Below are 24,931 nucleotides of genomic sequence, written 5' to 3'. Positions count from 1 at the left end.
CTTGTAACCGGTTACATCTGTAGCACACAGGCTCAGACTGCGTAAACGCCAGGGCGGGTTATCATTTCGTTACTTGACGGAAGTCTGCTGGGAGCGCTCTCATGGGACCCGCGTTTTCCGACCGGCCCGCAGAACAACGGAGATCTCATGCGCCCGAAAACGAGAAACCGCCGGATCCGCCTGATCGCGGGGGTGAGTGCCACCCTGGTCGCGCTCACCGCGCTGAGCGCCTGCGGCGACAGCGGTGCCGCCGGTGGCAAGGTCAAGCTGAGCCTCGGCCTGTTCGGCAACTTCGGCTACACCGACCTGATCAAGGAGTACCAGGCGGCGCACCCGGACATCGAGATCACCGAGCGGACCGCCGCCTACTCCGACCACCACAAGAACATCGCCGCGCACCTGGCCACCGGCGCCGGCGCCGCCGACATCGAAGCCGTCGACACCGGGTACATCGCCCAGTTCAAGGCGACGCCGGACAAGTTCGTCGACCTCGACACCGTCGGCGGCGACAAGCTCAAGGACCGCTGGCTGAGCTGGAAGTGGGCCGCGTCGCTGGGCAAGGGCGGGCAGCAGATCGGTTACGGCACCGACGTCGGCGGCCTGGCCATCTGCTACCGCCGCGACCTGTTCGAGCAGGCCCAGCTGCCCGCGGACCGCGACGCCGTCTCCGCGCTCTGGCCCACCTGGAAGGCGTTCTTCGAGACGGGCAAGCGCTTCCAGGCCAAGGCGCCGAACGGCGTCAAGTTCATGGACGGCGGCCCGACCGTGCTCAACGCGATCGTCGGCCAGGCCCCGGTCGGGTACTACGACCAGAACGACCAGATCGTCGTGGGCAGCAACCCGGCGCTGCGCCAGGGCTGGGACCTCGTGGTCGACGCGGTCAAGGCGAACCTGAGCGCCGGCCTGCTCTACAGCACGCCGCAGTGGAACACCGGCTTCACCCAGGGGCAGTTCGCGACCGTCACCTGCCCGGCGTGGATGATGACCAAGATCAAGGACCAGGCGCCGGACACCGCGGGCAAGTGGGACGTCGCGGCCGTGCCGGGTGGCGGCGGCAACTGGGGCGGCTCGTACCTGACCGTGCCGAAGCAGGGCAAGCACACCAAGGAAGCCGCCGAGCTCGCCGCGTGGCTGACCGCGCCCGAGCAGCAGGCGAAGGTGTTCACCAGCAAGGGCCTCCTGCCGTCGGCGCCGTCGCTCTACGACGACCCGAAGATCACCGGTTACACGAACCCGTTCTTCTCGGGCGCCCCGGTGGGCAAGGTCTTCACCGACGCGGCGAAGAAGCTGAACCCGCAGTACCAGGGCCCGAAGGCCGGCGACGTGCAGACCGAGTTCGGCAACGCGATGCAGCGCGTCGAGCAGGGTAAGCAGGACGGCGCGGCGGCGTGGGACCAGCTGGTCGGTGACGTCGCGAAGATCAAGTGATGGCTGCGGTCAAAACGCTGACCTTCGCCGAGCGGCGGCAGAAGTGGGACGTCAAGCTGTCGCCGTTCGGTTTCATCAGCCCGTACTTCCTGATCTTCGGCGTCTTCGGGCTGTTCCCGCTGCTGTACACGGCGTTCGTGTCGCTGCAGAAGCGGAACCTCATCGACGCCGAAGGTGCGCAGTTCATCGGGTTCGGCAACTACGAGCAGCTGCTGTTCCACGACCCGTACTTCTGGAACGCGATGGGGAACACGGTCAGCCTGTGGCTGCTCACCACGATCCCGCAGATCCTGTTCGCGCTCGGCATCGCGCACCTGCTCAACCGGCGGCTGCGCGGGCGGACGATGTTCCGGATGGGGATGATCCTGCCCAACATCACCTCGGTGGCGGCGGTGACGATCATCTTCGCGCAGCTGTTCGGCCGGGACTTCGGCCTGATCAACTGGGTGCTGAGCTGGTTCGGCGCCGGGCAGGTCGACTGGCAGGCGGGCACGGCCAGCTCGCACACCGCCATCGCGTCGATGGTGGTGTGGCGCTGGACCGGCTACCACGCCCTGATCTTCCTGGCGTCGATGCAGGCGATCCCGTCGAGCATGTACGAGGCCGCCACCCTCGACGGCGCCAAGGGGTGGCAGCAGTTCTGGCGGATCACCGTGCCGCTGCTGCGGCCGCAGATCATTTTCTCCACGGTGATCGCGACCACCGGGAACATGCGGCTGCTCGCCGAGCCGCTGCTGTTCAACCCCGGCGCCGCGGCCGCCACCGGCGGGTCGGACCGGCAGTTCCAGACCGCCGCGCTCTACCTCTACGAACAGGGCTTCACCAAGTACGACTTCGGCTACAGCTCGGCGATCGCGCTGATCCTGGCTGTGGCCACGATCATCGTCGCGGGCCTGTCGTTCCTGGTGACCCGGCGCATCCAAACGGACTGAGGAGCGGACATGACCACCGTGCTGACCCCGGCCGCGCCCGCGCCGCCGGCCGCCTCGCCCGGGCGGATGCGGCGGATCTCCAGGCGGGTCGCGAGCCCGTGGACCTACGCCGCGCTGATCGCGATCCTGGCCGGCTCGGCGTTCCCGGTGTACTGGTCGTTCGTCGTCTCCTCGCAGACGACGGAGGCGGTCGGGAGCGTGCCGCCGGTGCTGGTGCCGGGCGGGCACCTGTTCGAGAACATCGCCCGCGTCTTCGACGAGACGGACTTCGCGCTGGCGCTGGGCAACTCGCTGATCGTCGCGGGCACGATCACCGTGTCGGTGGTGCTGTTCTCGACGCTGGCCGGGTTCGCCTTCGCCAAGATGAAGTTCCGGGGGAGGACGGCGTTGCTGCTCGTCGTGGTCGCCACCCAGGCGATCCCGACCGAGCTGGGCGTCGTCCCGCTGTACATGATGATGGCCGACTTCGGGTGGGCCGGGCAGCTGCAGGCGGTGATCGTGCCCGGCCTGGTCACCGCGTTCGGCGTGTTCTTCATGCGCCAGTACTTCGAGCGGGCGCTGCCGCTGGAGCTGCTGGAGGCCGGCCGGATGGACGGTTGCGGCTCGCTGCGGCTGTTCTGGCACGTGGCCCTGCCCGCCGCCCGCCCGGCCGCGGCGGTGCTCGGGCTGTTCACCTTCATGCAGGCCTGGAACGACTTCTTCTGGCCGCTGGTGGTGCTGGTGCCGGAGAACCCGACCGTCCAAACCGCACTGTCCACACTGGCCAGTGGCTACACCACCGACTACACGCTCGTGCTCACCGCCGCCACCATCGGTACCGTCCCCGTCCTCCTCGTGTTCCTGCTGTTCGGCCGCCAGATCGTCGGCGGCATCATGCAGGGCGCGCTCAAGGGCTGACCACCTCGGAGCTCACCGTGACTTCCAGCAGTGACAACCGGGGCTTCGCCCCGGGCCAGGGGCTTCGCCACCCGGACCCCCGAAAAGCGAGCTTCCCGCCCGCCTTCCGCTGGGGCGTCGCGACCTCGGCGTTCCAGATCGAGGGCGCCACCGCCGTCGACGGCCGTGGACCGTCCATCTGGGACACGTTCGCGGCGGTGCCCGGCGCAGTGGCCGGCGGCCACACCGGGGAACCGGCGGCCGACCACTACCACCGCTGGCCCGCGGACCTCGACCTGCTCACCGAGCTGGGCGTCGACGCCTACCGGTTTTCGGTGTCCTGGCCGCGGATCCAACCCGACGGCCGCCGCGTGGAGTACCGGGGCCTCGGCTTCTACCGGCGGCTGGTGGAAGGGCTGCGGGAGCGGGGGATCGAGCCGTTCCTGACGCTCTACCACTGGGACCTGCCCCAGGCTCTGGAGGACGCGGGCGGCTGGCGGTCGCGTGACACGGCGTTCCGGTTCGCCGAGTACGCGGCGCTGGTGCACGAGGAACTCGGCGACGTCGTGGACTTCTGGACGACGCTGAACGAGCCGTACCCGTGCGCGGTGGCGGGCTACGGCGAAGGCCGTCACGCGCCGGGAGCCCGGGAGGGGCACGGCGCGCTGGCGGCCGCCCACCACCTGCTGCTCGGCCACGGCCTGGCGGTCCGGGCGATGTGCGAGCGGGCGGCACTCCAGCACCAGTTCGGCATCGTCCTCAACCAGTCGCCGGCGGTCCCGGTGTCGTCCTCGGCCGCTGACACCGCGGCGGCGGCCCGCCAGGACACGCTGCTGCGCCGCCAGTTCACCGACCCCCTGTTCGGCGGCCGGTACGCACCGGGCCTGCCGGCGATGTTCGACGGGGTTTCGGACTTCTCGTTCCGCCACGACGACGACCTGGAGATCACCGGGGCGCCCCTGGATTACCTGGGCGTGAACTACTACTACCGGCTGCACGTCGCGGACGCCCCGCACCGCGAACCGGACCCGGCCCGGCGGACGGTGGCCGACATCGGGGTGGACACTTCGCGGCTGCCGGACGTCCCGCGGACGGGCATGGGCTGGCCGGTCGAGCCGGAGGGCCTCACGGAAGCCCTGGTCGGCCTGCACAACCGCTATCCCAGCCTGCCGCCGGTGTACGTCACGGAGAACGGGTGCGTGTACGCCGACCGCAGTGACTTCGCGGACTACGAGCGCATCAACTTCCTGAACGAGCACATCGAGGCGGCCCGCACGGCCGCGGCGGCGGGAGTCGACCTGCGCGGGTACTTCTGCTGGTCACTGCTGGACAACTTCGAGTGGGCGCACGGGTACAAGCCCCGCTTCGGGCTGGTCCACGTGGACTACGAAACCCAAGCCCGCACCCCGCGCTCGAGCTACCGCTGGTACCGCGACTTCATCGCCGCCCAGCGCACCCCGTAGTGCGTGAAGGCCACCTTCAGGAACTTAACCTTCCTGAAGGTGGCCTTCACGAACTTGGGCTACTTCTTGTAGAGGCCTTCGATGTCGTTGGCGTAGTTCTTCGTGACCACGTTGCGCTTCAGCTTCAGGCTCGGCGTGATCTCCCCGCCCGCCTCGGTGAAGTCGTTCGCCAGCACGGTGAACTTCTTGATCGCCTCGGCCTTGGACACCTGCTTGTTCGCCTCGTCCACCGCGGCCTGGATCTCCGCGAGCAGGTCCGCATCGGACGAAAGGTCCGCGACCGTGGCGGAAGAGGGCTTGCCGTGCTGGGACTTCCAGGACGGGAAGTACTCCTCGTCCACCGTCACCAGGGCGGCGATGAACGGGCGCTGGTCGCCGACCACCATCGCCTGGCTGATCAGCGGGCACGCCTTGATCGTGTCTTCGAGGCCGGACGGGGCGACGTTCTTGCCGCCCGCCGTCACGATGATCTCCTTCTTGCGGCCGGTGATCTTCAGGAAGCCGTCCGTGTCGAGCTCGCCGATGTCGCCCGTGTGGAACCAGCCGTCGGTGAGCGCTTCCTTCGTGGCGACAGGGTTGTTGTAGTACGCCCGGAACACGACGTCGCCCTTGAGCATGACCTCGCCGTCGTCGGCGATGCGGACCGACGTGCCGTTGACCGGCTTGCCGACCGTGCCCACGCGGAACGCCGTCTGCGTGTTGACGTTCGCCGCCGCCGACGTCTCGGTGAGGCCGTAGCCCTCGAACACCGGCACGCCGATGCCGCGGAAGAAGTGCGCCAGCCGGGCTCCCAGCGGAGCGCCGCCCGAGACCGCCGCGACGCAGCGGCCGCCGAGGGCCGCGCGCAGCTTGCCGTAGACGAGCTTGTCGAACACCAGGTGCTTGAGCTTCAGCCCGAGCCCGGCGCCGCCCTTGTCCTGCGCCTCGCTGTAGGCGACCGCCGTGGCCTCGGCGACGTCGAAGATCTTGCCCTTGCCTTCGCTGTGGGCCTTCTGCTTCGCCGAGTTGTAGACCTTCTCGAACACGCGCGGCACGGCGACCACGAACGTCGGCCGGAACGTGCCGAGGTCGGCGACCAGGTTCTTGACGTCCGGGGTGTGCCCGAGGGTGACGCGGGCGGTCAGCGCGGTGACGGCGATCGCGCGGGCCAGCACGTGCGCCAGCGGCAGGAAGCACAGCAGCGAGTTGCCCTGCTCCATCAGCTGCGGGAACGCCTCGATGTCGGCGCGGATCTCGGCCAGCAGGTTCCGGTGGGTCAGCTCGACGCCCTTGGGGCGGCCGGTGGTGCCCGAGGTGTAGACGATGGTGGCGAGCTCGTCGGCGGACACCTCGCGGCGCCGGTCGTGCAGCTCGTCGTCGGACAGCGACGCGCCGAGCGCGGCCAGCTCTTCGACGGCGGGGGAGTCGCCCTCGATCTGCCACGTGCTGGCCAGGTCGGTGAGCCGGTCCCGGATCGATTCGAGCGCCGCGGCGTGGCCGTTCGTCTCGACGAACACGCCCTTCGCGGCCGAGTCGGACAGGATCCAGTGCACCTGTTCGGGCGAGGACGTGTCGTAGATCGGGACGGTGACCGCGCCGGCCGCCCAGATCGCGAAGTCGATCAGCGTCCACTCGTAGCGGGTCTTCGACATGATCGCGACCCGGTCGCCGCGGCCGATCCCGGCCTTGGCCATGCCCTTGGCCACGGCCAGCACTTCGGCCGCGAACTCCTTGGCGGTCACGTCCAGCCAGCTGCCCTCGACCTGGCGGCGGAAGCTCACCACGTCGGAGAACCGCTCGGCATTCGCCCAGACGACGTCGGACATGTTTTCGTCGTCGGCCACCGGCTTCCCGGCGGGAGCGCTGTATTCGCGCACGTGGACCTCCGTGTTCAACGCGAGCGGCAGGTGACACCGCTGTTACCCGCCAGTCAACTTAGCGTGGTGAGCACCTTAAGACCATGCTGATCGACCCCGCGAGGCGAGGCCGTGACATTCTTCGCACGTGAACGCGCCTCCCTCACTCGACATCGTCGACGAGACGTTCCTCGCCGTTCCGCCCGCCACCGTGGCCGCGGTCTTCGCCGAGCCGGCGACCTGGCGGCGCTACTGGCCCGACCTGGTCCTCGAGGTCTACACCGACCGGGGGGACAAGGGCCTCCGCTGGACCGTGACGGGTGCGCTCGTCGGTACGATGGAGGTCTGGCTCGAGCCGGTGCTCGACGGCACCCTGCTGCACTACTTCCTGCGGGCGACGCCTGCTGATGCGGCCGGGACGCCCCGGGCGCTGGCGCCGCGTGAACTGCGCCGGGAGTTCGACCGGCGGGCGCGCGCGGCGAAGGAGATCGCCCTCGGGCTGAAGGAGATCCTGGAGGACGGGCGCGAGCCCGGCATCCCGCCGCGCGGCGAGAACGAGAACTAGGGGAGCAGGGTGCGGGTACACGTCGTCTCGGACGTGCACGGCAACGCGGACGCGTTGAAGCGGGCGGGCGACGGGGCGGACGCCCTGGTCGTGCTCGGCGACCTGATCGACTTCGTCGACTACCACGACCACGAGAAGGGCATCATGGGTGCCCTGTTCGGCGCGGAGAAGGTGGCTGGGTTCGCCCGCCTGCGCCGCGAGGGCACCCGTGACGAAACCGTTGCTTACTCGCGGGAGCTCTGGGCGAGCCTCGACGACCCGGCGAGCGCCGTCGACGAAGCCATCCGGACCCAGTACGCGACGGTGTTCGCGGCGATGACCGCGCCCACCTACGCCACCCCCGGCAACGTGGACACCCCGGCGCTGTGGCCGGAGTTCGCCGGCGAGGGTGTCCGGGTGCTCGACGGCGAGGTCGCCGAGATCGGCGGCCTGCGGTTCGGCTTCGTCGGCGGCGCGCTGCTGCCCGACGGCGTCGTCCCGCGGCCCCGCAAGGGCGCCGCCTGGCGTCCCTACCTGCGGGATCGCGAGGACTACGACCGGAGCGTGGCCGCTCTCACCGAGGTCGACGTCCTCTGCACGCACGGGCCGCCGGCGCTGCCGGAGCTGACCTACGACGTCGTCGCGCGCCGCAGCGAGATCGGCTCGACGGCGCTGCTGGAGCTGATCCGGGCACAGCGTCCGCGCTGGTCGGTGTTCGGGCACGTGCACCAGCCCCTGGCGGCCCGCGCCCGGGTCGGCCTGACCGAGTGCCGTAACGTGGGTCACTTCAAGGAGACCGGGCAGCCCTACGTGCTGCGCTGGTGACCAAGCGCGGCGGCTACGCTTCGACCCATGGCCGAGCAGTCCACACAGTCCATCGAGGTCGACGCCGAGCCCAGCCGGGTGATGGCCGTGATCGCCGACTTCCCCGCGTACCCGGAATGGGCCAAGGCCGTCCGGCAGACCGAGGTCCTCGACACCGACGACGCCGGGCGGGCCAAGCAGGTCAAGCTCACCCTTGACGCGGGCCCGATCAAGGACGTCTACACCCTCGAGTACGACTGGGACGAAGACGGCCTGGGCGTCAGCTGGCACCTGGTCAAGGGCCAGATGCAGAAGGCGCAGAACGGCCGCTACGCGCTGGCCGACCTCGGCGGCCGCACGCGGGTCACCTACACGCTGTCGGTCGAGCTGGCGCTGCCGATGATCGGCCTGCTGCGCCGCAAGGCCGAGAAGATGGTCATGGACACGGCGCTGAAGGAGCTCAAGAAGCGGGCCGAGGGCTAGCGTGCGGATCCTGCTGTGCACCGGCAAGGGGGGTGTCGGGAAGACCACGCTGGCCGCGGCCACCGGCGCCGCCCTCGCCGCCCGCGGCAGGAAGACCCTCGTCGTGTCCACGGACCCGGCGCACTCGCTCGGCGACGCCTTCGGGCACCCCCTCGGCGCCGAACCGTCCGAAGTGGACGCTCTGCTGTCCGGCGTGCAGGTCGATTCGCGCACCCTGGTGGACGCCACCTGGGAACGGCTGCGCGGCGAGCTGCGGACGGTGCTGTCCGGGGCGGGGCTGGACACCCTCGACGCCGAGGAACTCACCGTGCTGCCCGGCGTCGACGAGCTGCTCGCCCTCACCGAAGTCCGCCGGCTGGCCGAGGACGGCCCGTGGGAGGCCCTCGTCGTCGACTGCGGGCCGACGGCCGAGACGCTGCGGCTGCTGGCCCTGCCCGAGGCCGTCTCCGGCTACCTGACCCGCGTGTTCGGGCCGCGCGGCCGCGTCACGGACTCGGTGCGCCGCCTCGGCGTCCACCTCGACGGCCTGCGCGCCCTGCTCACCGACCCGTCGGTGACGACGGTCCGGCTGGTCCTGACGCCGGAGCGGGTGGTCGTCGCCGAGGCGCGGCGCACGCTCAGCTCCCTCGCCTTGCGCGGCATCGCCGTCGACGGCGTGATCGCCAACCGGCTGATGCCCGCGCCCGGTATCTGGCGCGGCGGTGCCGCGTCCTGGCTGCGCACCCGCCGGACGCAGCAGGACGCCGTGCTCGCCGAGCTCGCCGCGGCCGGGATCGCGCCGGTCGCCCGGGTCGAGCACCGCGCCGTCGAGCCGGTCGGGCTGCCCGCGCTGCTGGAGATCGCCGCCGAGCTCTACCGCGGCGAAGACCCCCTCGCGGGCAACGGCACCCCCGTGACCCCGCTGCTGCGCGTGCGGCCCGCCACCGACGGGTACACCCTGCGCGTCGCGATCCCGCTCGCCCGGGACGCCGAGGTCGACCTCGCTCGCGTCGACGACGACCTGGCGATCACCGTGGACGGCTTCCGCAGGCTCATCGCCCTGCCGGAACCGCTGCGGCCGTGCCGGATCACCGGCGCGGATTCCGACGCCGACGGCCTGGTCGTGCACCTGGCCGGGAATCGGGGACGCGGGTGAGCGAAGAGGAACACGGACCGCGCCTGACGGAGGAGATCCGCCTGCTCGCCGAGCTGGTCGCGGAGAAGGCGGCGCCGTGGCTCGAAGACGTGCTCGCGGCCGGGCACGGCAGCTTTTCGGGGGTTCCGGGTGGCGAAGCCCCCGGCCCGGGGCGAAGCGCCGGTGATTACGGCAGCTTTTCGGGGGATCCGGGTGGCGGAGCCCCCGGCCCGGGGCGAAGCGCCGGTGGTTACAACCCTGACGAGGCGAAAGCCGACGATTCGGCGTGCGGCTGGTGTCCGCTCTGTGCGATCGTCGCGGTTGTGCGGGGTGAGCGGCCGGAGCTGGTCGCGCGGCTGGCCGAGCAGCTCGCGCAGCTGGTCGCCCTGCTGCGCGCGGTGCTCGCGGACCGCTGGGAGCCCCAAGAAGGCGTGCACATGCCCGGGTTCCGGCCCGCGCCGCGGCCCGCGGACCCGCGGACCTCGCCGCGGGTGCAGCACATCGCCGTCCGCCGGCGCGACGAGTGGGAGAGCTGAGTGCGGACGATAGGGGTGGACGTCGGCGGGACGAGCATCCGGGCCGGCGTGGTGGACGAACGCGGCTCGCTGCTCGACACGGCCAGAGTCGCGACGCCGACCGAGGAAGGCGCCCTCGAGGGCGCCATCGCCGGCGTGGTCGAGGACCTGCGCAACCGCCACGACGTGGCCGGGGTCGGGCTGGCGGTGGCGGGCTTCGTGGCGCGCGACCGCCGGTCGGTGATGTTCGCCCCGCACCTGGCGTGGCGCGGCGCCCCGGTCGCGGACCGGATCGAAAAGCGCGTGGGCCTGCCGGTGCTGCTGGAGCACGACGTCAATTCGGCGATCGTGGGCGAGCACCGCTTCGGCGCGGCCCGCGGCGCCCAGGTGGCGGCCCTGGTGGCCCTGGGCACGGGCATCGGCGCGGGGCTGTTGCTGGACGGCAAGCTGTATCGGGGCGCGTACGGCGTGGCCCCGGAACTGGGCCACCTGACGGTGGTCCGCGGCGGCCGGCCGTGCCCCTGCGGCAAGTACGGCTGCTGGGAGCGGTACTGCAGCGGAACGGCCCTGGCGGCGACGGCGGTGGAGCTGCTCGCGCGGCACCCGGGCCGCTCGACTGTGCTGGCCCCTCAGGTCGCGGGCGACCCGGGCTCGGTGACGGGCCGCCGGGTCGCGGGCGCGGCCCGCGACGGCGACCCGATCGCCCAGCTGGCGATGGCGGAGCTGGCCAAGTGGCTGGGCGAGGGCCTGGCCCTGGTGGCGGACGTGTTCGACCCGGAGATCATCGTGATCGGGGGAGGGGTGTCGGAGTCGGCGCCGCTGTTCCTGGACGAAGCCCGGGAGCACTACGCGGGAGCGATCACGGGGGCCCGGCACCGGCCGCTGGCCCGGATCCGGACGGCCCACCTGGGCGACGACACGGCGATCGTCGGCGCGGCCGCGCTGGCCCTGGAGGCGGCGAAGACCCCGGTCTGACCCACGGCCGCGCCGGTCCCGAGCGCCCCAATGTGGCCTTCGGTGCGTGAGACGCGCCCCAAGGCGGCCTTCGGTGCGTGAGACGCAACCAAGGCCGCCTTGGGGCGCGTTGGCGGAGGCGATCCGTGGCCGACCTGTGACACGCTGGACGGGTGAGTCACCTGTCCGCAAGCGTCTTCGTCCGCTGTGCGGGCGGGCACCTGCACTGGGGCCGCTACGGTGCCGCCGGGCTGCTGCTCGTCGACCCCGCCCGCGGTGTCCTCCTGCAGCGCCGCGCCTGGTGGGTGCACCACGGCCGCACCTGGGCGCTCCCCGGCGGAGCCATCGAAGCCGGCGAGACCGCCAGGAGCGCCGCCGCCCGCGAAGCGTTCGAGGAGACCGCCGTCCCCGCCGACGCCTTCCGCGCGGTCTCGGCTTCCGTGGTGGACCATGGGGACTGGAGCTACACCACCGTCCTCGCTCTCGCCGACGGCGCCGAAGCGCGGGTCGCCAACACCGAAAGTGCGGAGGTGCGCTGGGTGGATCCCGACGACGTCCCCGATTTCCCCCTCCACCGCGACTTCGCCGCCGCGTGGCCGGACCTGCGCGACCGCGTCGGCCGCGAACTCGTCCTGGTCGTCGACGCCGCCAACGTCGTCGGCTCGCGCCCGGACGGCTGGTGGCGCGACCGGCACGGCGCCGCCGAGCGCCTCCGCGACCAGCTCGCCAAGCTCGCCGAAGCCGGCGTGCCGGACCCGGACGACGCCACCGTGACCTGGTGGCCGCGGATCGTCCTGGTCGTCGAAGGCCAGGCCAAGCACGTCACCGGGACGACCGGTGTCGAGGTCGTCGCCGCCGATACGGACGGCGACTCGAAGATCGTCGAGGTCGTCGCGCAGCAGCAAAAAGCGAGCGTCCTGGTCGCGACCGCCGACCGTGAGCTGAAGAGGCGCGTCGAAGCCCTCGGCGCGTCGATCCTCGGACCCGGCACGCTTCGCCGCCAGCTCGACGGGCTCTAGTACTACAGGGACACTTGTGTGCGTGACCTGGGGAAACAAGGTCACCGTTTGCCGTGGCTGGTGGTCGTGAGTGGTAATTCGGGTTCTAACCCGAATTACCACTCACGACCAGCTGCGGCAGATCGGCAGGCCGGCGTCCAGGATTGTCCTGGCAGGCCATCTTCGGCCGCACCGAACAAAGATCTCGCCCTGCAGTACTAGAGGACGCCCTTCGTCGAGGGGATGCCGCCCGCGCGCGGGTCCGGCTCCGTCGCCGCGCGCAACGCCCGCGCCACCGCCTTGTACTCCGCCTCCGCGATGTGGTGCGGGTCGCGGCCGTGGATCACCCGCACGTGCAACGCGATCTGGGCGTGGAACGCCAGCGAGTCGAACACGTGCCGGGTCAGCACGAACGGGTAGTTTCCGCCGATCGTGAAGGCGTTGAACTGCTCCGGTTCGCCCACGTGCACGCAGTACGGCCGGCCCGAGACGTCGATCGCCGCGTGGGCGAGGGTCTCGTCCATCGGGATCCACGCGTCGCCGAAGCGGCGGATGCCGCTCTTGTCGCCCAGGGCCTGGCGGATCGCCTGGCCCAGCACGATCGCCGTGTCCTCCACCGTGTGGTGGGCGTCGATGTGGACGTCGCCGGTGGCCTCGACCTTGAGGTCCAGCGAGCCGTGGACGCCGAACGCCGTCAGCATGTGGTCGTAGAACGGGACACCGGTCGAAATCTCGACCTCGCCCGTTCCGTCGAGGTCCAGCTGCACGAAGATCGCGGACTCCTTGGTGGTCCGTTCGACCTTGCCGATGCGGGTCATCGCGAGACTTCCTTACTCGCCTCGAGGAAGGCGTCGTTCTCTTCCGGGGTGCCGATGCTCACGCGCAGGTGACCGGGGATGCCCGGGTCGCGGATCAGCACCCCGCGATCCAAATAGGACTGCCAGGCCGCCGACGGCGACGCGAACCGTCCGAAGAGGACGAAGTTCGAGTCGCTCGGCACCGGGTCGTAACCCAGGGCCGCCAATGCTTCCACGACCCGGTCGCGTTCCGCGGCCAGCTTGTGCACGCTGTCCAAAGTGGCGTCCGCGTGCCGCAGTGCCGCCCGCGCGGCGGCCTGCGTCAGCCGCGAGAGGTGGTACGGCAGGCGCACCAGCTGCAGCGCGTCGACCACCGCCGGCGCCGCCGCCAGGTACCCGAGCCGGCCACCCGCGAACGCGAACGCCTTGCTCATCGTGCGCGAGACGATCAGCCGGGCCGGGTAGTCCACCAGCAGCTCCACCGCGCTCGGCTGCGACGAGAACTCCGCGTACGCCTCGTCGACGACCACGATCCCGGTCGCCGCGTCGAGCACCGTGCGCAGCTCGGACAGGGGGATCGAGCCGCCGGTCGGGTTGTTCGGGCTGGTGACGAACACGACGTCCGGCTGCTTCGAGCGGATCAGCGACGCCGCCGCGGCCGTGTCGAGCGAGAAGTCGTCGCGGCGCGGCGCCGGGAGCCACTCGGTGCGGGTGCCGGAGGCGATGATCGGGTGCATCGAGTACGACGGCTCGAAGCCGAGCGCGCTGCGCCCCGGCCCACCGAACGCCTGCAGGATCTGCTGCAGCACCTCGTTGGACCCGTTGGCGGCCCAGACGTTCGCCTCCGACAGCACCACCCGCGTCGAGACGCTCAGGTAGTCGGCCAGGTCCTGCCGCAGCGCCACGGCGTCGCGATCCGGGTAGCGGTGCAGCTCGGCCGCTTCGGCACGGACGGCCTCGGCGACGTCCGCGACCAGCGCGGGCGGCGGCGGGTACGGGTTCTCGTTCGTGTTGAGCCGGACCGGGACGTCCAGCTGCGGCGCCCCGTAGGGCGACTTGCCGCGCAGGTCGTCGCGCAGCGGCAGCGCGTCCAGGCCGACCTCTTCGCCGATCGTCATCGGAGGGAACCCCCGAAGCGCGCGGTGACCGCCTCGCCGTGCGCGGGCAGGTCCTCGGCGTCGGCCAGCGCGACGACGCGGCCGGCGACCTCGCGCAACGCGTCCTCGGTGTAGTCCACGACGTGGATGCCCTTGAGGAAGCTCTGCACGGACAGGCCCGAGGAGTGGCGGGCGAACCCGCCGGTGGGCAGCACGTGGTTGGACCCGGCGCAGTAGTCGCCGAGCGACACCGGGGCGTACGCGCCGACGAAGATCGCGCCCGCGTTGCGGACCCGGGCCGCGACCGCGCGCGCGTCCGCCGTCTGGATCTCCAGGTGCTCGGCGGCGTAGGCGTCGACGACGCGCAGCCCGTCCTCCACTGTGGACACCAGGATGATGCCGGACTGCTTGCCGCCCAGTGCTTCGGCGACCCGTGAACTGTGCTTGGTCGCGGCGACGCGGTTCAGCAGCTCCTTGTCGACGGCGTCGGCCAGCTCGGCCGACGTCGTCACCAGGACGCTCGCGGCGAGGGGATCGTGCTCGGCCTGGCTGATCAGGTCGGCGGCGACGTGCACCGGGTCGGCCGTCTCGTCGGCGAGGATGGCGATCTCGGTGGGCCCGGCCTCGGCGTCGATGCCGATCAGGCCGCGCAGGAGCCGCTTGGCCGCGGTGAGGTAGATGTTGCCGGGTCCGGTGACGGTGTCGACCGGGGCCAGCTCGGCGCCGTCGGTGTCGGTGCCGCCGTACGCGAGCAGCGCGACGGCCTGCGCACCGCCGGCCGCCCACACCTCGTCGACGCCGAGGAGCTCGGCCGCGGCGAGGATGGTCGGGTGCGGCAGCCCGCCGAACGCGGCCTGCGGCGGCGAGCAGACGACCAGCGAGCCGACGCCGGCGATCTGCGCCGGGACGACGTTCATCACCACGGTCGAGGGGTACACGGCCAGCCCGCCCGGGGCGTAGAGGCCGACGCGCTCGACCGGCACCCACTTCTCGGTGACCGTGCCGCCGTCGACGACGGTGGTCGTGACGTCGGTGCGGCGCTGCTCGGCGTGCACCTTCCGGGCGCGGGCGATCGATTCCTCCAGCGCGGCGCGCACGGCCGGGTCCAGCTCCCGCAGTGCCTGGGTCAGCGAAGCACGCGGCACGCGCACGGCGGCCGGACGGACCTTGTCGAACTTCTCGGTGTACTCGAGGACGGCTTCGACACCGCGGTCACGGACCGCCTCGACCACCGGGCGCACGTGATGCAGCGCCGCGTCCACGTCGTATTCGGCGCGTGGGAGCGTGGCGCGCAGTTCGGCGGCGGTCGGGACCTGCCCGCGCAGGTCGGTGCGGTTCAACATGTCCTCAAGGGTACGAGGTCACATCCAGCCGCTTTTCAGCGATACTCCCCGGTGACGGCCGATCCCAGTATGCAGGAGGCAGCGGTGGCGCGAATCGCGTTGTGCCAGGTCAACTCGGGTGACGATGCGGAGGCGAACCTGAAGCTGATTCGCTCCGGCGTCGAGGCCGCGGTGGCCGACGGCGCGCGGATCGTCGTGTTCCCCGAAGCGACCATGGCGCGCTTCGGGCGACCCCTGGCACCGGTCGCGGAGCCCCTCGACGGCCCGTGGGCCTCGGCCGTAGCCGCGGTGGCTGCCGAGCACGACGTGGTCGTCGTCACCGGGATGTTCACCCCGGAGGACGACGGCCGGGTCCGCAACACGCTCCTGATCACCGGCGGCGGGCACCACCGCGGCTACGACAAGATCCACCTCTACGACGCGTTCGGGTTCGCCGAGTCCGACACGGTGGCGCCCGGTTCGGCGGTGACCACCTTCGAGCTGGACGGCGTCGTCTACGGCGTCGCGACCTGCTACGACGTGCGGTTCCCGGAGCTGTTCCGCGCGCTGGCCGACGACGGCGCCGACGTCGTGCTGCTGCCGGCGTCGTGGGGCGCCGGCGAGGGCAAGCGCGAGCAGTGGGAGGTCCTGGTGCGGGCGCGGGCCCTCGACTCGGGCTGCTGGGTGCTGGCCTGCGGCCAGGCCGACCCCGCGGCGACGGGCGTCACGGTCAACCCGAAGGCGCCCACCGGGATCGGCTACTCGCTGGTCGCGGACGGCTTCGGCCGGGTGATCGCCGCCGCGGGCGCGGCCCCGGAGACACTGCTGGTGGACGTCGACCCGGCGACCTCAGCCCAGGCCCGCGCGGCCACGGGAGCCCTCGCCAACCGCCGACTTTGAACCGCAAAGCGGCACTTTCACGTGAAAGTGCCGCTTTGGGGGTCAGCGGAGGAGGCCTTCGCGGATGGCGACGCGGACGAAACCCGCGCGGCGGCGTTCGCCGGTCTTGTCGCGGATGCGGTCGAGGTAGGAGCGGACCGTGCGGACGCTGATGTTGAGGATCTCCGCAACGTCGACGTCCCGCTCCCCGGCCGCCACCAGCCGGAGCACCTGCTTCTCCCGCTCCGACAGCACGATCTTCGGGCCCGCGTGCCGCTCTTCGCTGTCCTGGATGATCATCCCGGCCAGCGTCGGCGACACGTACGCGTTGTCGTCGGCGATCGTGCGGATCGCGCGCAGCAGCTCGTCGCCGTCGACGTCCTTGGACAGGAAGCCCTTAGCGCCCGCCTGCATCGCGCCGAGCACCTCCGGCTGTTCCGCGTGCGCGGACACCACCAGCACCTTGTGCCCCATCTGCCCCACTTCCAGGACCGCGGCCGCGTCCTGGACGCCGCGCAGCTTGAGGTCGAGGACGACGACGCTGCCCGCCGGCTGGTCCTGGACCGCGAACCGGGCCACCGAGTCGGCGACCGCGCCGAGCTCGATGTCCGGCGCCTCGGTCAGCACGCGGCTCAGCGCGTACCGGTAGAGCGGGTGGTCCTCGATCACGCCGACCGGGATCCGCCGGGAAGACGACGCGGAGTCGCTCATTTGCGGCCGCCGCGCCGGGGGCCGGCTTCGCCGATCAGGCCGCGCCGGATGGCCTCCTTGACCAGCCCCGGCCGCCGCCGTTCGCCGGTCTTGTCGCGGATGCGGTCGAGGTAGCCGCGGACCGTCCGGACGCCGATGCCGAGGATCAGCGCGATGTCGACGTCCCGCTCCCCGGCCGCCACCAGCCGCAGCACCTGCTCCTCGCGCGGGGACAGCTCGGCTTCGGCCGACACCGCGGGCCGGTCGGCGTTGTCCTTCATGATCATCCCGGCGACCACCGCCGAGACGTACGCGCCGCCGCCGGCGACCGTCTTGATCGCGATCAGCAGCTCGTCCGCGTCGACGTCCTTCGACAGGAACCCGCGCGCCCCCGCCGCGATCGCGCCGAGCACGACCTCCGGTTCCGCCTGCGCGGAGACCACGAGCACGTGGTGCCCGAGCTCGCACACCTCCAGCACGGCCGCGGCCCCCGCGACGCCCGGCAAGCCCAGGTCGAGCAGGACCACGCTGCCCGGTGGCTGCCGGTGCACGTGGAACCGGGCGACCGAATCGACGACCGCGCCGAGCTCGACGAAGTCGGCTTCGGCCAGCACGCGTTCGACGGAGACGCGGTACAGCGGGTGGTCTTCGATGACCGCGACCCGGACCCGCCCCTGGCCCAGCTCACCCTCGGTCGGACGCTCTTGTGTCATGTGCACGACTTTCACCCCGTTCCACCCGACGGAGCCGGCCGCCCGGCCGTGGCCGGATCCAGCGCGGGGCCCGTCGGCACCAATGCCAGCAAACTACCCGTGACCGGCGGTTTGGCGACGCCTCCATAGCCGAGCGAGGCCACGGCCTGCGCATTCACCACCGGGTACTTCCGGCCCGTGTCGGTCACCAGGTACGCGGTGACCGAACCGGCTTCGACGACGACGGCTCCTCCCGAGGGAGGTACGAACACCTCGTCCGCCACCCTTGCTTCGGTCCGGGTGGCGACCTGGATTGCTTTGGCGCCAACGGGAAGCGGGAATTCGGCCGAAACGAGCAACCGGCTGCCCTGAACGCACAGCGCCACGGAGCCGCCGGTGATCGGCGCCTTGCCGGGGATGCGGTCGGGATAGGCGGCCGGGTCGGCGCCGCCGGCCCGCGGTGCGGCGACCTTCGCGACCGCGGCGACGTCGGCCGCGCGGACCTCCACCGGCGCGGGCGGCCCGGGGTAGGCGGCGGCGTTGGCCTCCGTCGTCACCAGCAGGCTCGCCTCGGTCTGCCCGACCGGTTCGAGGCCGCCCGAGCGGACCAGGTAGTACGACGTCGCGGTGCCGGGCGCGGCCATCGCGTCGACGACGGCGAGGACTTCGCCGACGCGGGTGCCGCGGCCACCCACCGCGGGCCCGCGGTCGCCGGCGCCGTCGACCGGCAGCGCGGTGAGGTCCCGGCCGGCCGGGACGGTGTCGAGCCACCGCGACGACACCGCGATCGTCGGGTAGCTGTCGAACTGCAGCGCGGTGGCGGCCTCGTCGCTCAGCTGGTAGCGCCGTCCGCCGGCGAGCAGGAAGCGCTCCCCCCGCGGCAGCCGCACGATCACACCCTGGTCCCGCGGCAGCTCGACGCCGGACGCGGGCGCGGCCAGCAGGACCGCGGTGCGCGGCTCGGCCGACGCGGGCGCGTCCTGGCTGGTCCGGCTGCAGCTCGTCCACGGCGTGGTCACGAGCGCGTTCGAGGCCGGCAGCGAGTCGGGTGCACCGGGAATGCCGATCTGGTTGCCGCGGCCGGCCTTGCCGAGGTTCTCCGGCGACACGGACACGGTCGCGTCGCCGTTGCCGCCGGCCAGCAGCCGCGCGGACGCGTAGTTGAGCACCGGGTGCAGCACGCCGTCGGCGCCGAGCACGAACCGCGCGCCGGTGCCCTCCTCGACGATCACCTTGCCGCCGGCCAGCCAGTCCTTGCCGCCGGAGGGGTTCAGCAGGCCGATGATGCCGAAGACGGCGGTGACCAGCAGGGCGGCCACGACGCCCAGCACGGTGCCGAGCACGAGCCGGCGGCTGGGCGAGACGGGGTGGTTGGCATCGGCGGCGACGAGGGCGGAAACGAGCCTGCGGCGGAGGAACTGGTACGCCTGGATCTGGTCCCGCTGCGTCCACACGCTGCTGTGCCCCCCGGCTGTGTGCGTCGACCCTCCGAGCAGCCGATGCTAGGCACCGCACCAGCGGGCGGCGAGGGTAATTTTTACGCCCACGCGGTATCCGGGCAGGCAGTAGCGTCGAGGGCCGGGGAAAGGGGAGCCCGTGTCCGTCGATACCGCCGGCGCCGTCCGCCCGGCACCGTCCCGATCCACGACCACACCGCTGCCGTGGCTGCTGCCGATCCGGCCGCTGCAGGCGGCGCTGTGGGAGATCGCCGCGATCGCCGTGCTGCTCGCCTGGCTCGTCGACGGCGTGACGCAGCCGGCGAAGATCGGCGTCAGCGTCGTCGCGGGGTTGCTCGTGCTGCTGACGTCGGTGCGCTTCGCGGGGCGGCACCTGGCGGGCTGGGCGCTGACGTGGACGGCGTTCCGGTTGCGCCGCCACGACACCCGCCGCGAAGGCCCGGACCCGCTGCTGCGCGTGGCCGGTCCGGTGAAGGTCCGCCAGCACGTCGACCGCGCGGGCAACCGCTTCGGCGTCGCGGAGATCGACGGCGGGTGGAGCGCGCTGGTCCGCCTGACGCCCGGCCCGGGCGCGCCGGGCCCGCTGGTCGAGGCCTTGCGCTCGGCCTACGCGCGGGCGGACATCCCGCTGGCGTCGGCCCAGCTGCTGACGTGGGCGATCCCGCGCGGCGACCAGGTGCTGCGGGTGCGCTGGCTGGCGGTGCGGTACCGGCCCGATCTGGCGCCGATCGCGGCGCTGGCGCGCGGCGGGGGTGAGCTCGGGGCCCTGCGGAGCACGGCGTCGGCGGCGTTGAGCTTGATGGGGGCGCTGGCCGAGGCCGGGTACCAGAGCACGGTTCTGGAGGCCGGGGAGCTGGCGAAGGAGCTCCGGGTGGCCTTGGGTGTCCAGGGGGCCGCTTCGGGTGCGCCCGACCGGTGGAAGTCGTGGGTGTGGGGCGATTCCGCGCAGGTGTGCTTCACGCCGCGGTCGCCGCGGGTGCTGGACCTGGCGGTCCCGGGCGCGGCGTTCACGGCGACGTCGTACACGCTGACGCGGACCGCGGGCGGGCGCGAGAAAGCGGACGTGACGGTTCGGGTGGGGGCGCGAGCGGGTGCGCCGGTGCCGGTGCCGCCGTCGGCGTTCCCGCTGCACGGCCGGCACGAGGCCGGCGTGCGCCGCACCCTCCCCCTCGCGCTGGACGGCTGACTCAGTTCACGACGATCGTCCTGATGCTGCGGGCGGGCAGCTGGGCGGTGAACGCCCCGTTCGAGAGGGTGACGTCGGTGTAGCGCGCGAGGTTCGCGCTCTGGCTGGTCAGCCAGGTCGGGGCGGTCGCGGAACCGGTGTCCCGGATCGTGCCCGCGAGGTCGACCGCCGAGGTGTTCTTGTTGATCGCGACGATGACGACCCTGGCGCCGCTCTTGTACGCCGAGAGGTAGACGTTCGCCTGCGGGTTCGCGGTCGCGGTGATCCGCTGGTAGCCGGGGCGGACCCACTTCGCGAAGTGCGCCATGCAGGCGCCGCGCTTGCTGATCTGCCCGTCCTCGCGCAGCGGACCGTACGAGCGGCGGATGTACCACCACACGTAGGTCTGGAACCGGCCGTCCACCAGCGCGCGGTGGACGTGCTCGCCCACGTCGAGCGCCTGCGGCCAGAGGTCGGCCGAGTCGGTGCTGTTGGGGTAGTAGACCTCGGTCATCCAGAGTTCCTTGCCGGCGCCCTTCTGCTGGAAGAGCGGGTAGGGCAGGTTCGCGAACGAGGTGCCGTAGAGGTGCGCGCCGATGATGTCGACGTTCGCCAGGGCGGTAGCGTCGTTGAGGATCGGGTCGGACATGGTCTTGCGGTACTGGAACGACTCGGGCGCGATGACCCGGGTCTTGAGCGAGCCCGCGTTCTCGCGCAGGAACTTGACGATCTCGGCGGCGGTCCACGCCGTCCAGTCGTGCGCGTAGTCCGGCTCGTTCTGGACCGAGATCCCGTACAGGTTCACGCCGTTGTTCGCCATGAACGTGGTGAAGTCGTTCAAGTGCTGGGCATAGGCGCCGTAGGAGCCGTACTTCAGCCGCTTGCCGCCGGAAAAGCTCTCGGTCATCGAGGCGGGCGGGTTCCACGGCGAGGCGAAGACCTTGGCCCCGAGTTCGCTCGCCCGCTTGGCGGTGGCGACCTCGCGGCTCCAGTTGTTGCGGTCCTCGTGGACGGGGATGCGCAACACGCTGAACCCCAGCTGGTTCGTGCCGTTGCCGAACGCCGTCTCGCGCTGGGCGGCGGTGAGATCGCTGATCCAGACGGTGTGGTTCATCCCGCCGAAGCCCAGGATCGTTTGCTGCACGTTCGACGGCTCGACGACCACCGTGGCAGCCGCCGCGGCCGGTGTCGCCCCGGCCAGCACCGGCAGGGCGGCGCCCGCCGCCAGCACCGTGCGCCGCTTCAGGAGCGGCGAGCTCTCGGACTGCTCTCGACGTGGTGACATGGTTTCTCCCTGGAGTCGACTGGCGAACAGCCTGGGAGCGCTCCCAAATCAGTCTTAACAGTGTCCATGTGACACGGTCAAGTAACTTTCAGCCGCGGACGGCTTCGTAGACCCCCGCGATCATCGCGACCACCGGCACCAGCGACAACAGCACCAGGAACTCCGTCACGTCCAGAAGCCGTGACCAGTAAGGCGAACGCAGCCCGCGCGCCACGCGCGTCGCGTACACCAGGCACACCACCGCCGCCAGGACGACCGCGCAGCCCGCCGCGAACACCGCCGTGCGGTTGCCCGACGCCACCAGCCACACCCCGGCGGACGCCAGTGCCGGGACGCCGAACCCGACCAGCACCAGCCGCTGCGCCCGGCCCGCGTACGACCGCGACCGCAGGATCCACGCCAGCCCCAGCAACCCGGCGAGCCCCGCTTCCCAGGGCCCACCCGACGAAAGCACCACGGAACCGGCCAGCACCACCGAACCCAGCGCTACCAGCAACCCGGTCAGCACCGCCTGCGCCCGGGACGTGCTGCCGATCATCTCGGTGCCCAGCGACGGCTGCTCGTCCGCGCGGAACGCCTCCATGTCGTCCGGCACCCGCGGCAACGGCAGCCGGGTCAGGCGCAACGCCAGCATCGGCGCCACCGCCGCCAGCGCCGTGCACAGCACCGCGGCCACCCCGGCGGCGGACACCGCGGAAACGCCGGCCAGCAGCACGACCCCGCAGGTCAGCGCGCCGACGCCCGCCGCGCCCGTGATCGCCACGAACCACGGCAGGCGGTCGGCCACCGAGACCGCCGCCAGCACGCCGTACACCGTCACCGCCGCGAACCCCGCGGAAAGGGGGCCTGCCGACAGCGAGAACAGCGGATGCGGTGGCAGCACCGACATTCCCGCCAGCAGGGCCGCCCCGACGCCGGCCAGCGCCCCCGCCGCGCCCGCCTCGGCGTCGCCGTAGGCGCGGCTCAGCGCGCCGCCGCCGAGCAGCAGCACCAAGGCCAGGAGCCCGGTCCCGATCGGCGCCAGGACGCTGCCCGACGCCGCCGCCTGCACCAGCAAGCCACCGGCCAGGAGCAGGACCACCGCGGCCACCAGGCCGGACCGCCGCGCGACCGACGGGCCCCAGCTTCCGGAAGAGTCGGCGACGCTGGCGATCGAGTCGATGACGTCGTCGAACAGCAGCGGCCCCCGCGGGCGCTCCCGCGGGGTCAGGTGCAGCACTTCGCCGTCCCGGATCTGGGCGGCCGCGACGCTCAGGCCCAGCGCCAAGGGTGCGCCGCCCAGCCGTGAGAGCACCCAGCCCGGGTGCTCGGCCGACGCCTGGCCGGACGCCCCGGCCAGCCGCACCAGCTGGGGTACCAGCTCGGCGAACGTCGACTGCTGGGGCAACGCGACGTCGACGCGGGCCCTCGGCGTCACCACCGTGACCCGCCGGGTCGTGCCCGTGAGGGATGCGGTCATCACACGTCTTTCGCGGCCGCGATGACCGGCGCGAACTTCGCGGAACTGGCTTCGGCGAGCTTTTGCAGCCCGGCGTTCACCGCCTCCAGCACGATCTCCGAGAGGTTGCGGGCGTCGTACTCGCGGATCGCGCGGGGGTCGATGTCGATCGAGGTGAAGCGGCCGTCGCCGCGGAGGGTGACGGTGACCTCGTTCTGCCGCGAGTGCGCCTTGATCTCCATCGCCTCGACCGTGCGCTGGATCCGCTGGACCTCTTCGGTCTGCTTGCGCACCTGGGAGAGGAGTTCGTCCATGTCGGGCACCGCGTACGGGTCGGTCACTGTGCATTCCCTTCGTGCTGGCGGACGTGGACACTGGCCACGAACCGCTGGAAACCGGGTGAGAGCCGCCGGGCGGTCGCGGGCGCGGCCGTGCAGGCGAGCTCCAGCACGAGACGCTCCGCCGGCGTGGCGCCGGGGATCGTCAGGTGCACCTGGGTCTGGATCAGCTCGGTGCCTTCGCCGGTGCGCAGCCGCAGCAGCTGCATGACGGCGGGGGCGGCCGCGTCGCCGACGTCGCGGCGGCTCAGCACGTCGAGCCCGGCCAGCGTCCGCGAAAGCCGTTCGACGGCTTCGGCGGCGATGGCGTCGATGGTGGCGTCGTCGGGCCGCTGCTGCACGCTCACCGTGATGTTGGGGACGAACTCGCCCGGTGAAGCGTCGTGCACGGCGACGAACACCGCGCCGGAGTCGCCCGGGTCGACGGCGGTCCAGCCGTCCGGGATGACGAAGTCGAGGGGAAGCGTCATCACAGCCCCACGTACGCGACCGCGTCGTCCCAAGCGGAGCCGACGGCGTCGGCCGCGTCCGAAGCCGCGTGGCTGACGGCGTCGGCCGCCGCGCCGCCGTATTCGCCGATCGTGTGGCCGAGCTTCGGCAGGTCGATGTCGATCTTCGCGCCGACGCCCAGGCCGAGGCCGAGCGCCGCGCCCGCCTTGAAGCTCACCTTGACGTGCCCGGCGTCGTAGACCGCCTGGGCGTCGAGCTGCGCGCCGAGGCCGTACTGCAGCGTGCCGTTCGCGCCGACGCCGATGCCCGCGACGTCCGCGGCGACTTCGCCCTCGACCTTCCCGCCCACGAACGCGTTCGCGTGCGCGCCGACGCCGTGGGCGCCGATCGTGCCGGACGCGCTCGCCTCGCCGCCGGCGAACACCGTGCCCTTGGCGTGGGCTTCGGCGACGCCCCACTCCTTCTTGGCCTCGGCCTCGCCGTGCAGCGCCGCGAGTTCCGCGTGCCCGGACGCGGAGGCGTCCCAGCCCTTGGAGGTGATCTTCCCGTCGTACTCCGGGGAAAAGCCGTCCTGCTCGTGCTGGAACTTGTAGTAGGTGATCTCGGTGTTGCGGCCGATCTTCTCCTTCAGCCCCGAAGCTTCCGGCTGCCCGAACGGCGTGTCGGCCTTCTTCGGCGCGCGGGTGCCTTCGAGGCCGTCCCAGGTGAGCTTCTTCCAGCCGGAGTTCCCGAACCACGACGGCACGGTCCGCGGCCGCTTCCGGCCGTCGAGGGGCTCGCCGTTGAGCCAGTGCAGCGGCCCGCGGGCCCACTTGCCGAGCTCGTGTTCCAGGCGTCCGACGCCTTCGGGCGGGAACAGCTCGGCGAGCGCGTCGGAGAACTCGTCGACGACCTGGCGGGCCGCCGCGACGCTCTGTTCCCCGAGCTGACGGGCGGCCTGGATGAACGCGCCGACGGAAGCGGAATTCACCGCGCGGGCCTGGGCGGTCAGCTGGGCGGCGTACTGGTCGAACTGCGCCAGCACCGAGCCGACGGCGGCTTCCGCGGACTGCACGAGCCGGGCCGCCGCGGCGAGCCGGTTCGCCTGGTCGTCGAGTTTCGTGGCCGTGTCGGCGAGTTCCTTGCCCAGTTCGCCCGCCGCGGTCGCGAACGCCGTGTAGGCGTCGCCGTCCCAGTCCGCGTGGAGAGTCTTGGCGGACTCGTCGATTTCGCGCGCCCGGCCCGAAATCGCGGACGCCCGGGTGGCAACGCGGTGCGAGGCCGCGCTCAGCGCCCCGGGATCCCCGGTCACCCGTCTCCGGCACTCGACGAGCACGCGCCGGTAGCCGGACAGCACGGAGCTGACCACCCCCGACGCGTCCACCGCCCCGCCCAT

25 protein-coding genes are annotated in these 24,931 nt (G+C 72.0%); 13 read left to right on the top strand and 12 right to left on the bottom strand.

Translation table 11 applies throughout. From position 1 onward, the window contains the following. Positions 1 to 147: 147 nt before the first annotated feature. The 4 genes from ACLJQF_RS15040 to ACLJQF_RS15025 are packed head-to-tail and all read left to right on the top strand — an operon-like array spanning position 148 to position 4,699. Positions 148 to 1,428, top strand: a complete 1,281-nt coding sequence (locus ACLJQF_RS15040; protein WP_410609182.1) for an extracellular solute-binding protein — start codon at positions 148 to 150, stop codon at positions 1,426 to 1,428. Further along, positions 1,428 to 2,360, top strand: coding sequence for a carbohydrate ABC transporter permease (locus ACLJQF_RS15035; protein ID WP_410609181.1), 933 nt, complete (start codon positions 1,428 to 1,430; stop codon positions 2,358 to 2,360). Before ACLJQF_RS15040 ends, ACLJQF_RS15035 begins: the two co-directional genes overlap by 1 nt. A 9-nt stretch (positions 2,361 to 2,369) precedes the next feature. Further along, positions 2,370 to 3,257 carry a carbohydrate ABC transporter permease gene (locus ACLJQF_RS15030; RefSeq protein ID WP_410609180.1) on the top strand — a complete coding sequence of 296 codons (888 nt, stop codon included), beginning with the start codon at positions 2,370 to 2,372 and terminating at the stop codon, positions 3,255 to 3,257. Positions 3,258 to 3,274: 17 nt separating this feature from the next. Continuing rightward, complete coding sequence (locus ACLJQF_RS15025; protein ID WP_410609179.1) at positions 3,275 to 4,699, top strand: GH1 family beta-glucosidase; 1,425 nt, start codon at positions 3,275 to 3,277, stop codon at positions 4,697 to 4,699. 59 nt (positions 4,700 to 4,758) lie between these two features. Here the strand turns inward: ACLJQF_RS15025 and ACLJQF_RS15020 are convergent, their stop codons facing one another. Continuing rightward, the gene (locus tag ACLJQF_RS15020) at positions 4,759 to 6,555 is read right to left on the bottom strand and encodes an AMP-dependent synthetase/ligase (protein ID WP_410609178.1); all 1,797 of its coding nucleotides are present in this window, start codon (positions 6,553 to 6,555) and stop codon (positions 4,759 to 4,761) included. A gap of 127 nt (positions 6,556 to 6,682) precedes the next feature. On the opposite strand from ACLJQF_RS15020, the gene ACLJQF_RS15015 reads away from it, so the two are divergent. The 7 genes from ACLJQF_RS15015 to ACLJQF_RS14985 all read left to right on the top strand — a co-directional run bounded on the left by ACLJQF_RS15015 (position 6,683) and on the right by ACLJQF_RS14985 (position 11,967). Continuing rightward, a complete protein-coding gene (locus tag ACLJQF_RS15015) occupies positions 6,683 to 7,099 on the top strand; it encodes a polyketide cyclase / dehydrase and lipid transport (RefSeq protein WP_410609177.1) in 417 nt (138 codons plus the stop codon). 9 nt (positions 7,100 to 7,108) lie between these two features. Further along, positions 7,109 to 7,903, top strand: a complete 795-nt coding sequence (locus ACLJQF_RS15010) for a metallophosphoesterase family protein (RefSeq protein WP_410609176.1) — start codon at positions 7,109 to 7,111, stop codon at positions 7,901 to 7,903. A 27-nt stretch (positions 7,904 to 7,930) separates the two neighbouring features. Beyond that, the gene (locus tag ACLJQF_RS15005) at positions 7,931 to 8,365 is read left to right on the top strand and encodes an SRPBCC family protein (protein WP_410609175.1); all 435 of its coding nucleotides are present in this window, start codon (positions 7,931 to 7,933) and stop codon (positions 8,363 to 8,365) included. A gap of 1 nt (position 8,366) precedes the next feature. Then, positions 8,367 to 9,500 carry an ArsA family ATPase gene (locus ACLJQF_RS15000; protein WP_410609174.1) on the top strand — a complete coding sequence of 378 codons (1,134 nt, stop codon included), beginning with the start codon at positions 8,367 to 8,369 and terminating at the stop codon, positions 9,498 to 9,500. Beyond that, on the top strand, positions 9,497 to 10,015 hold the full coding sequence (locus ACLJQF_RS14995; RefSeq protein ID WP_410609173.1) for a hypothetical protein: 519 nt from the start codon (positions 9,497 to 9,499) through the stop codon (positions 10,013 to 10,015). The genes ACLJQF_RS15000 and ACLJQF_RS14995 overlap by 4 nt, the downstream gene beginning before the upstream one ends. A 15-nt stretch (positions 10,016 to 10,030) precedes the next feature. Continuing rightward, a complete protein-coding gene (locus ACLJQF_RS14990; RefSeq protein ID WP_410609677.1) occupies positions 10,031 to 10,969 on the top strand; it encodes an ROK family protein in 939 nt (312 codons plus the stop codon). A gap of 152 nt (positions 10,970 to 11,121) precedes the next feature. After that, positions 11,122 to 11,967: an NUDIX hydrolase gene (locus ACLJQF_RS14985; protein ID WP_410609172.1), complete on the top strand. Its 846-nt coding sequence runs from the start codon at positions 11,122 to 11,124 to the stop codon at positions 11,965 to 11,967. Between the two features lie 197 nt (positions 11,968 to 12,164). Here ACLJQF_RS14985 and hisB read toward each other — a convergent pair whose 3' ends face one another. From hisB to hisD, 3 genes are read right to left on the bottom strand one after another with little or no spacing between them, the layout of a single operon-like run. Beyond that, complete coding sequence (hisB, locus tag ACLJQF_RS14980; RefSeq protein WP_410609171.1) at positions 12,165 to 12,764, bottom strand: imidazoleglycerol-phosphate dehydratase HisB; 600 nt, start codon at positions 12,762 to 12,764, stop codon at positions 12,165 to 12,167. Next, positions 12,761 to 13,861, bottom strand: a complete 1,101-nt coding sequence (locus tag ACLJQF_RS14975; RefSeq protein WP_410609170.1) for a histidinol-phosphate transaminase — start codon at positions 13,859 to 13,861, stop codon at positions 12,761 to 12,763. Before ACLJQF_RS14975 ends, hisB begins: the two co-directional genes overlap by 4 nt. Then, positions 13,858 to 15,183: a histidinol dehydrogenase gene (gene hisD / locus ACLJQF_RS14970; protein WP_410609169.1), complete on the bottom strand. Its 1,326-nt coding sequence runs from the start codon at positions 15,181 to 15,183 to the stop codon at positions 13,858 to 13,860. The genes ACLJQF_RS14975 and hisD overlap by 4 nt, the downstream gene beginning before the upstream one ends. 84 nt (positions 15,184 to 15,267) lie before the next feature. On the opposite strand from hisD, the gene ACLJQF_RS14965 reads away from it, so the two are divergent. Continuing rightward, the gene (locus ACLJQF_RS14965) at positions 15,268 to 16,062 is read left to right on the top strand and encodes a carbon-nitrogen hydrolase family protein (RefSeq protein ID WP_410609167.1); all 795 of its coding nucleotides are present in this window, start codon (positions 15,268 to 15,270) and stop codon (positions 16,060 to 16,062) included. 42 nt (positions 16,063 to 16,104) lie between these two features. Here ACLJQF_RS14965 and ACLJQF_RS14960 read toward each other — a convergent pair whose 3' ends face one another. Genes ACLJQF_RS14960 through eccB form a run of 3 tightly spaced genes read right to left on the bottom strand, consistent with a single transcriptional unit; the run spans position 16,105 to position 18,877 of the window. Further along, positions 16,105 to 16,752, bottom strand: coding sequence for a response regulator (locus ACLJQF_RS14960; protein WP_410609165.1), 648 nt, complete (start codon positions 16,750 to 16,752; stop codon positions 16,105 to 16,107). Continuing rightward, positions 16,749 to 17,444: a response regulator gene (locus tag ACLJQF_RS14955; RefSeq protein ID WP_410609163.1), complete on the bottom strand. Its 696-nt coding sequence runs from the start codon at positions 17,442 to 17,444 to the stop codon at positions 16,749 to 16,751. The genes ACLJQF_RS14960 and ACLJQF_RS14955 overlap by 4 nt, the downstream gene beginning before the upstream one ends. Before the next feature lie 11 nt (positions 17,445 to 17,455). Continuing rightward, positions 17,456 to 18,877 (bottom strand): type VII secretion protein EccB, encoded by a 1,422-nt coding sequence (gene eccB, locus ACLJQF_RS14950; protein ID WP_410609161.1) that lies wholly within the window; start codon positions 18,875 to 18,877, stop codon positions 17,456 to 17,458. Positions 18,878 to 19,019: 142 nt separating this feature from the next. Between eccB and ACLJQF_RS14945 the strand changes: the two genes are divergently transcribed. Further along, entirely contained in the window at positions 19,020 to 20,066 is a 1,047-nt protein-coding gene (locus tag ACLJQF_RS14945) for a type VII secretion protein EccE (protein ID WP_410609159.1), read from the top strand. A 1-nt stretch (position 20,067) separates the two neighbouring features. Here the strand turns inward: ACLJQF_RS14945 and ACLJQF_RS14940 are convergent, their stop codons facing one another. The 5 genes from ACLJQF_RS14940 to ACLJQF_RS14920 all read right to left on the bottom strand — a co-directional run bounded on the left by ACLJQF_RS14940 (position 20,068) and on the right by ACLJQF_RS14920 (position 24,931). Then, positions 20,068 to 21,330, bottom strand: a complete 1,263-nt coding sequence (locus tag ACLJQF_RS14940; protein WP_410609158.1) for a glucuronoxylanase — start codon at positions 21,328 to 21,330, stop codon at positions 20,068 to 20,070. Between the two features lie 88 nt (positions 21,331 to 21,418). Beyond that, positions 21,419 to 22,789, bottom strand: a complete 1,371-nt coding sequence (gene eccD, locus ACLJQF_RS14935; RefSeq protein ID WP_410609156.1) for a type VII secretion integral membrane protein EccD — start codon at positions 22,787 to 22,789, stop codon at positions 21,419 to 21,421. Further along, a complete protein-coding gene (locus ACLJQF_RS14930; RefSeq protein ID WP_310977180.1) occupies positions 22,789 to 23,109 on the bottom strand; it encodes a YbaB/EbfC family nucleoid-associated protein in 321 nt (106 codons plus the stop codon). Before ACLJQF_RS14930 ends, eccD begins: the two co-directional genes overlap by 1 nt. Further along, a complete protein-coding gene (locus tag ACLJQF_RS14925; RefSeq protein WP_410609154.1) occupies positions 23,106 to 23,576 on the bottom strand; it encodes a hypothetical protein in 471 nt (156 codons plus the stop codon). The genes ACLJQF_RS14930 and ACLJQF_RS14925 overlap by 4 nt, the downstream gene beginning before the upstream one ends. Then, positions 23,576 to 24,931: a WXG100 family type VII secretion target gene (locus ACLJQF_RS14920; RefSeq protein ID WP_410609152.1), complete on the bottom strand. Its 1,356-nt coding sequence runs from the start codon at positions 24,929 to 24,931 to the stop codon at positions 23,576 to 23,578. The genes ACLJQF_RS14925 and ACLJQF_RS14920 overlap by 1 nt, the downstream gene beginning before the upstream one ends.

The sequence above is a fragment of the Amycolatopsis sp. lyj-109 genome, assembly GCF_046548995.1.
In the GTDB taxonomy this organism is placed as follows: domain Bacteria; phylum Actinomycetota; class Actinomycetes; order Mycobacteriales; family Pseudonocardiaceae; genus Amycolatopsis.
This window is presented reverse-complemented; position numbering and strand designations above follow the sequence as displayed.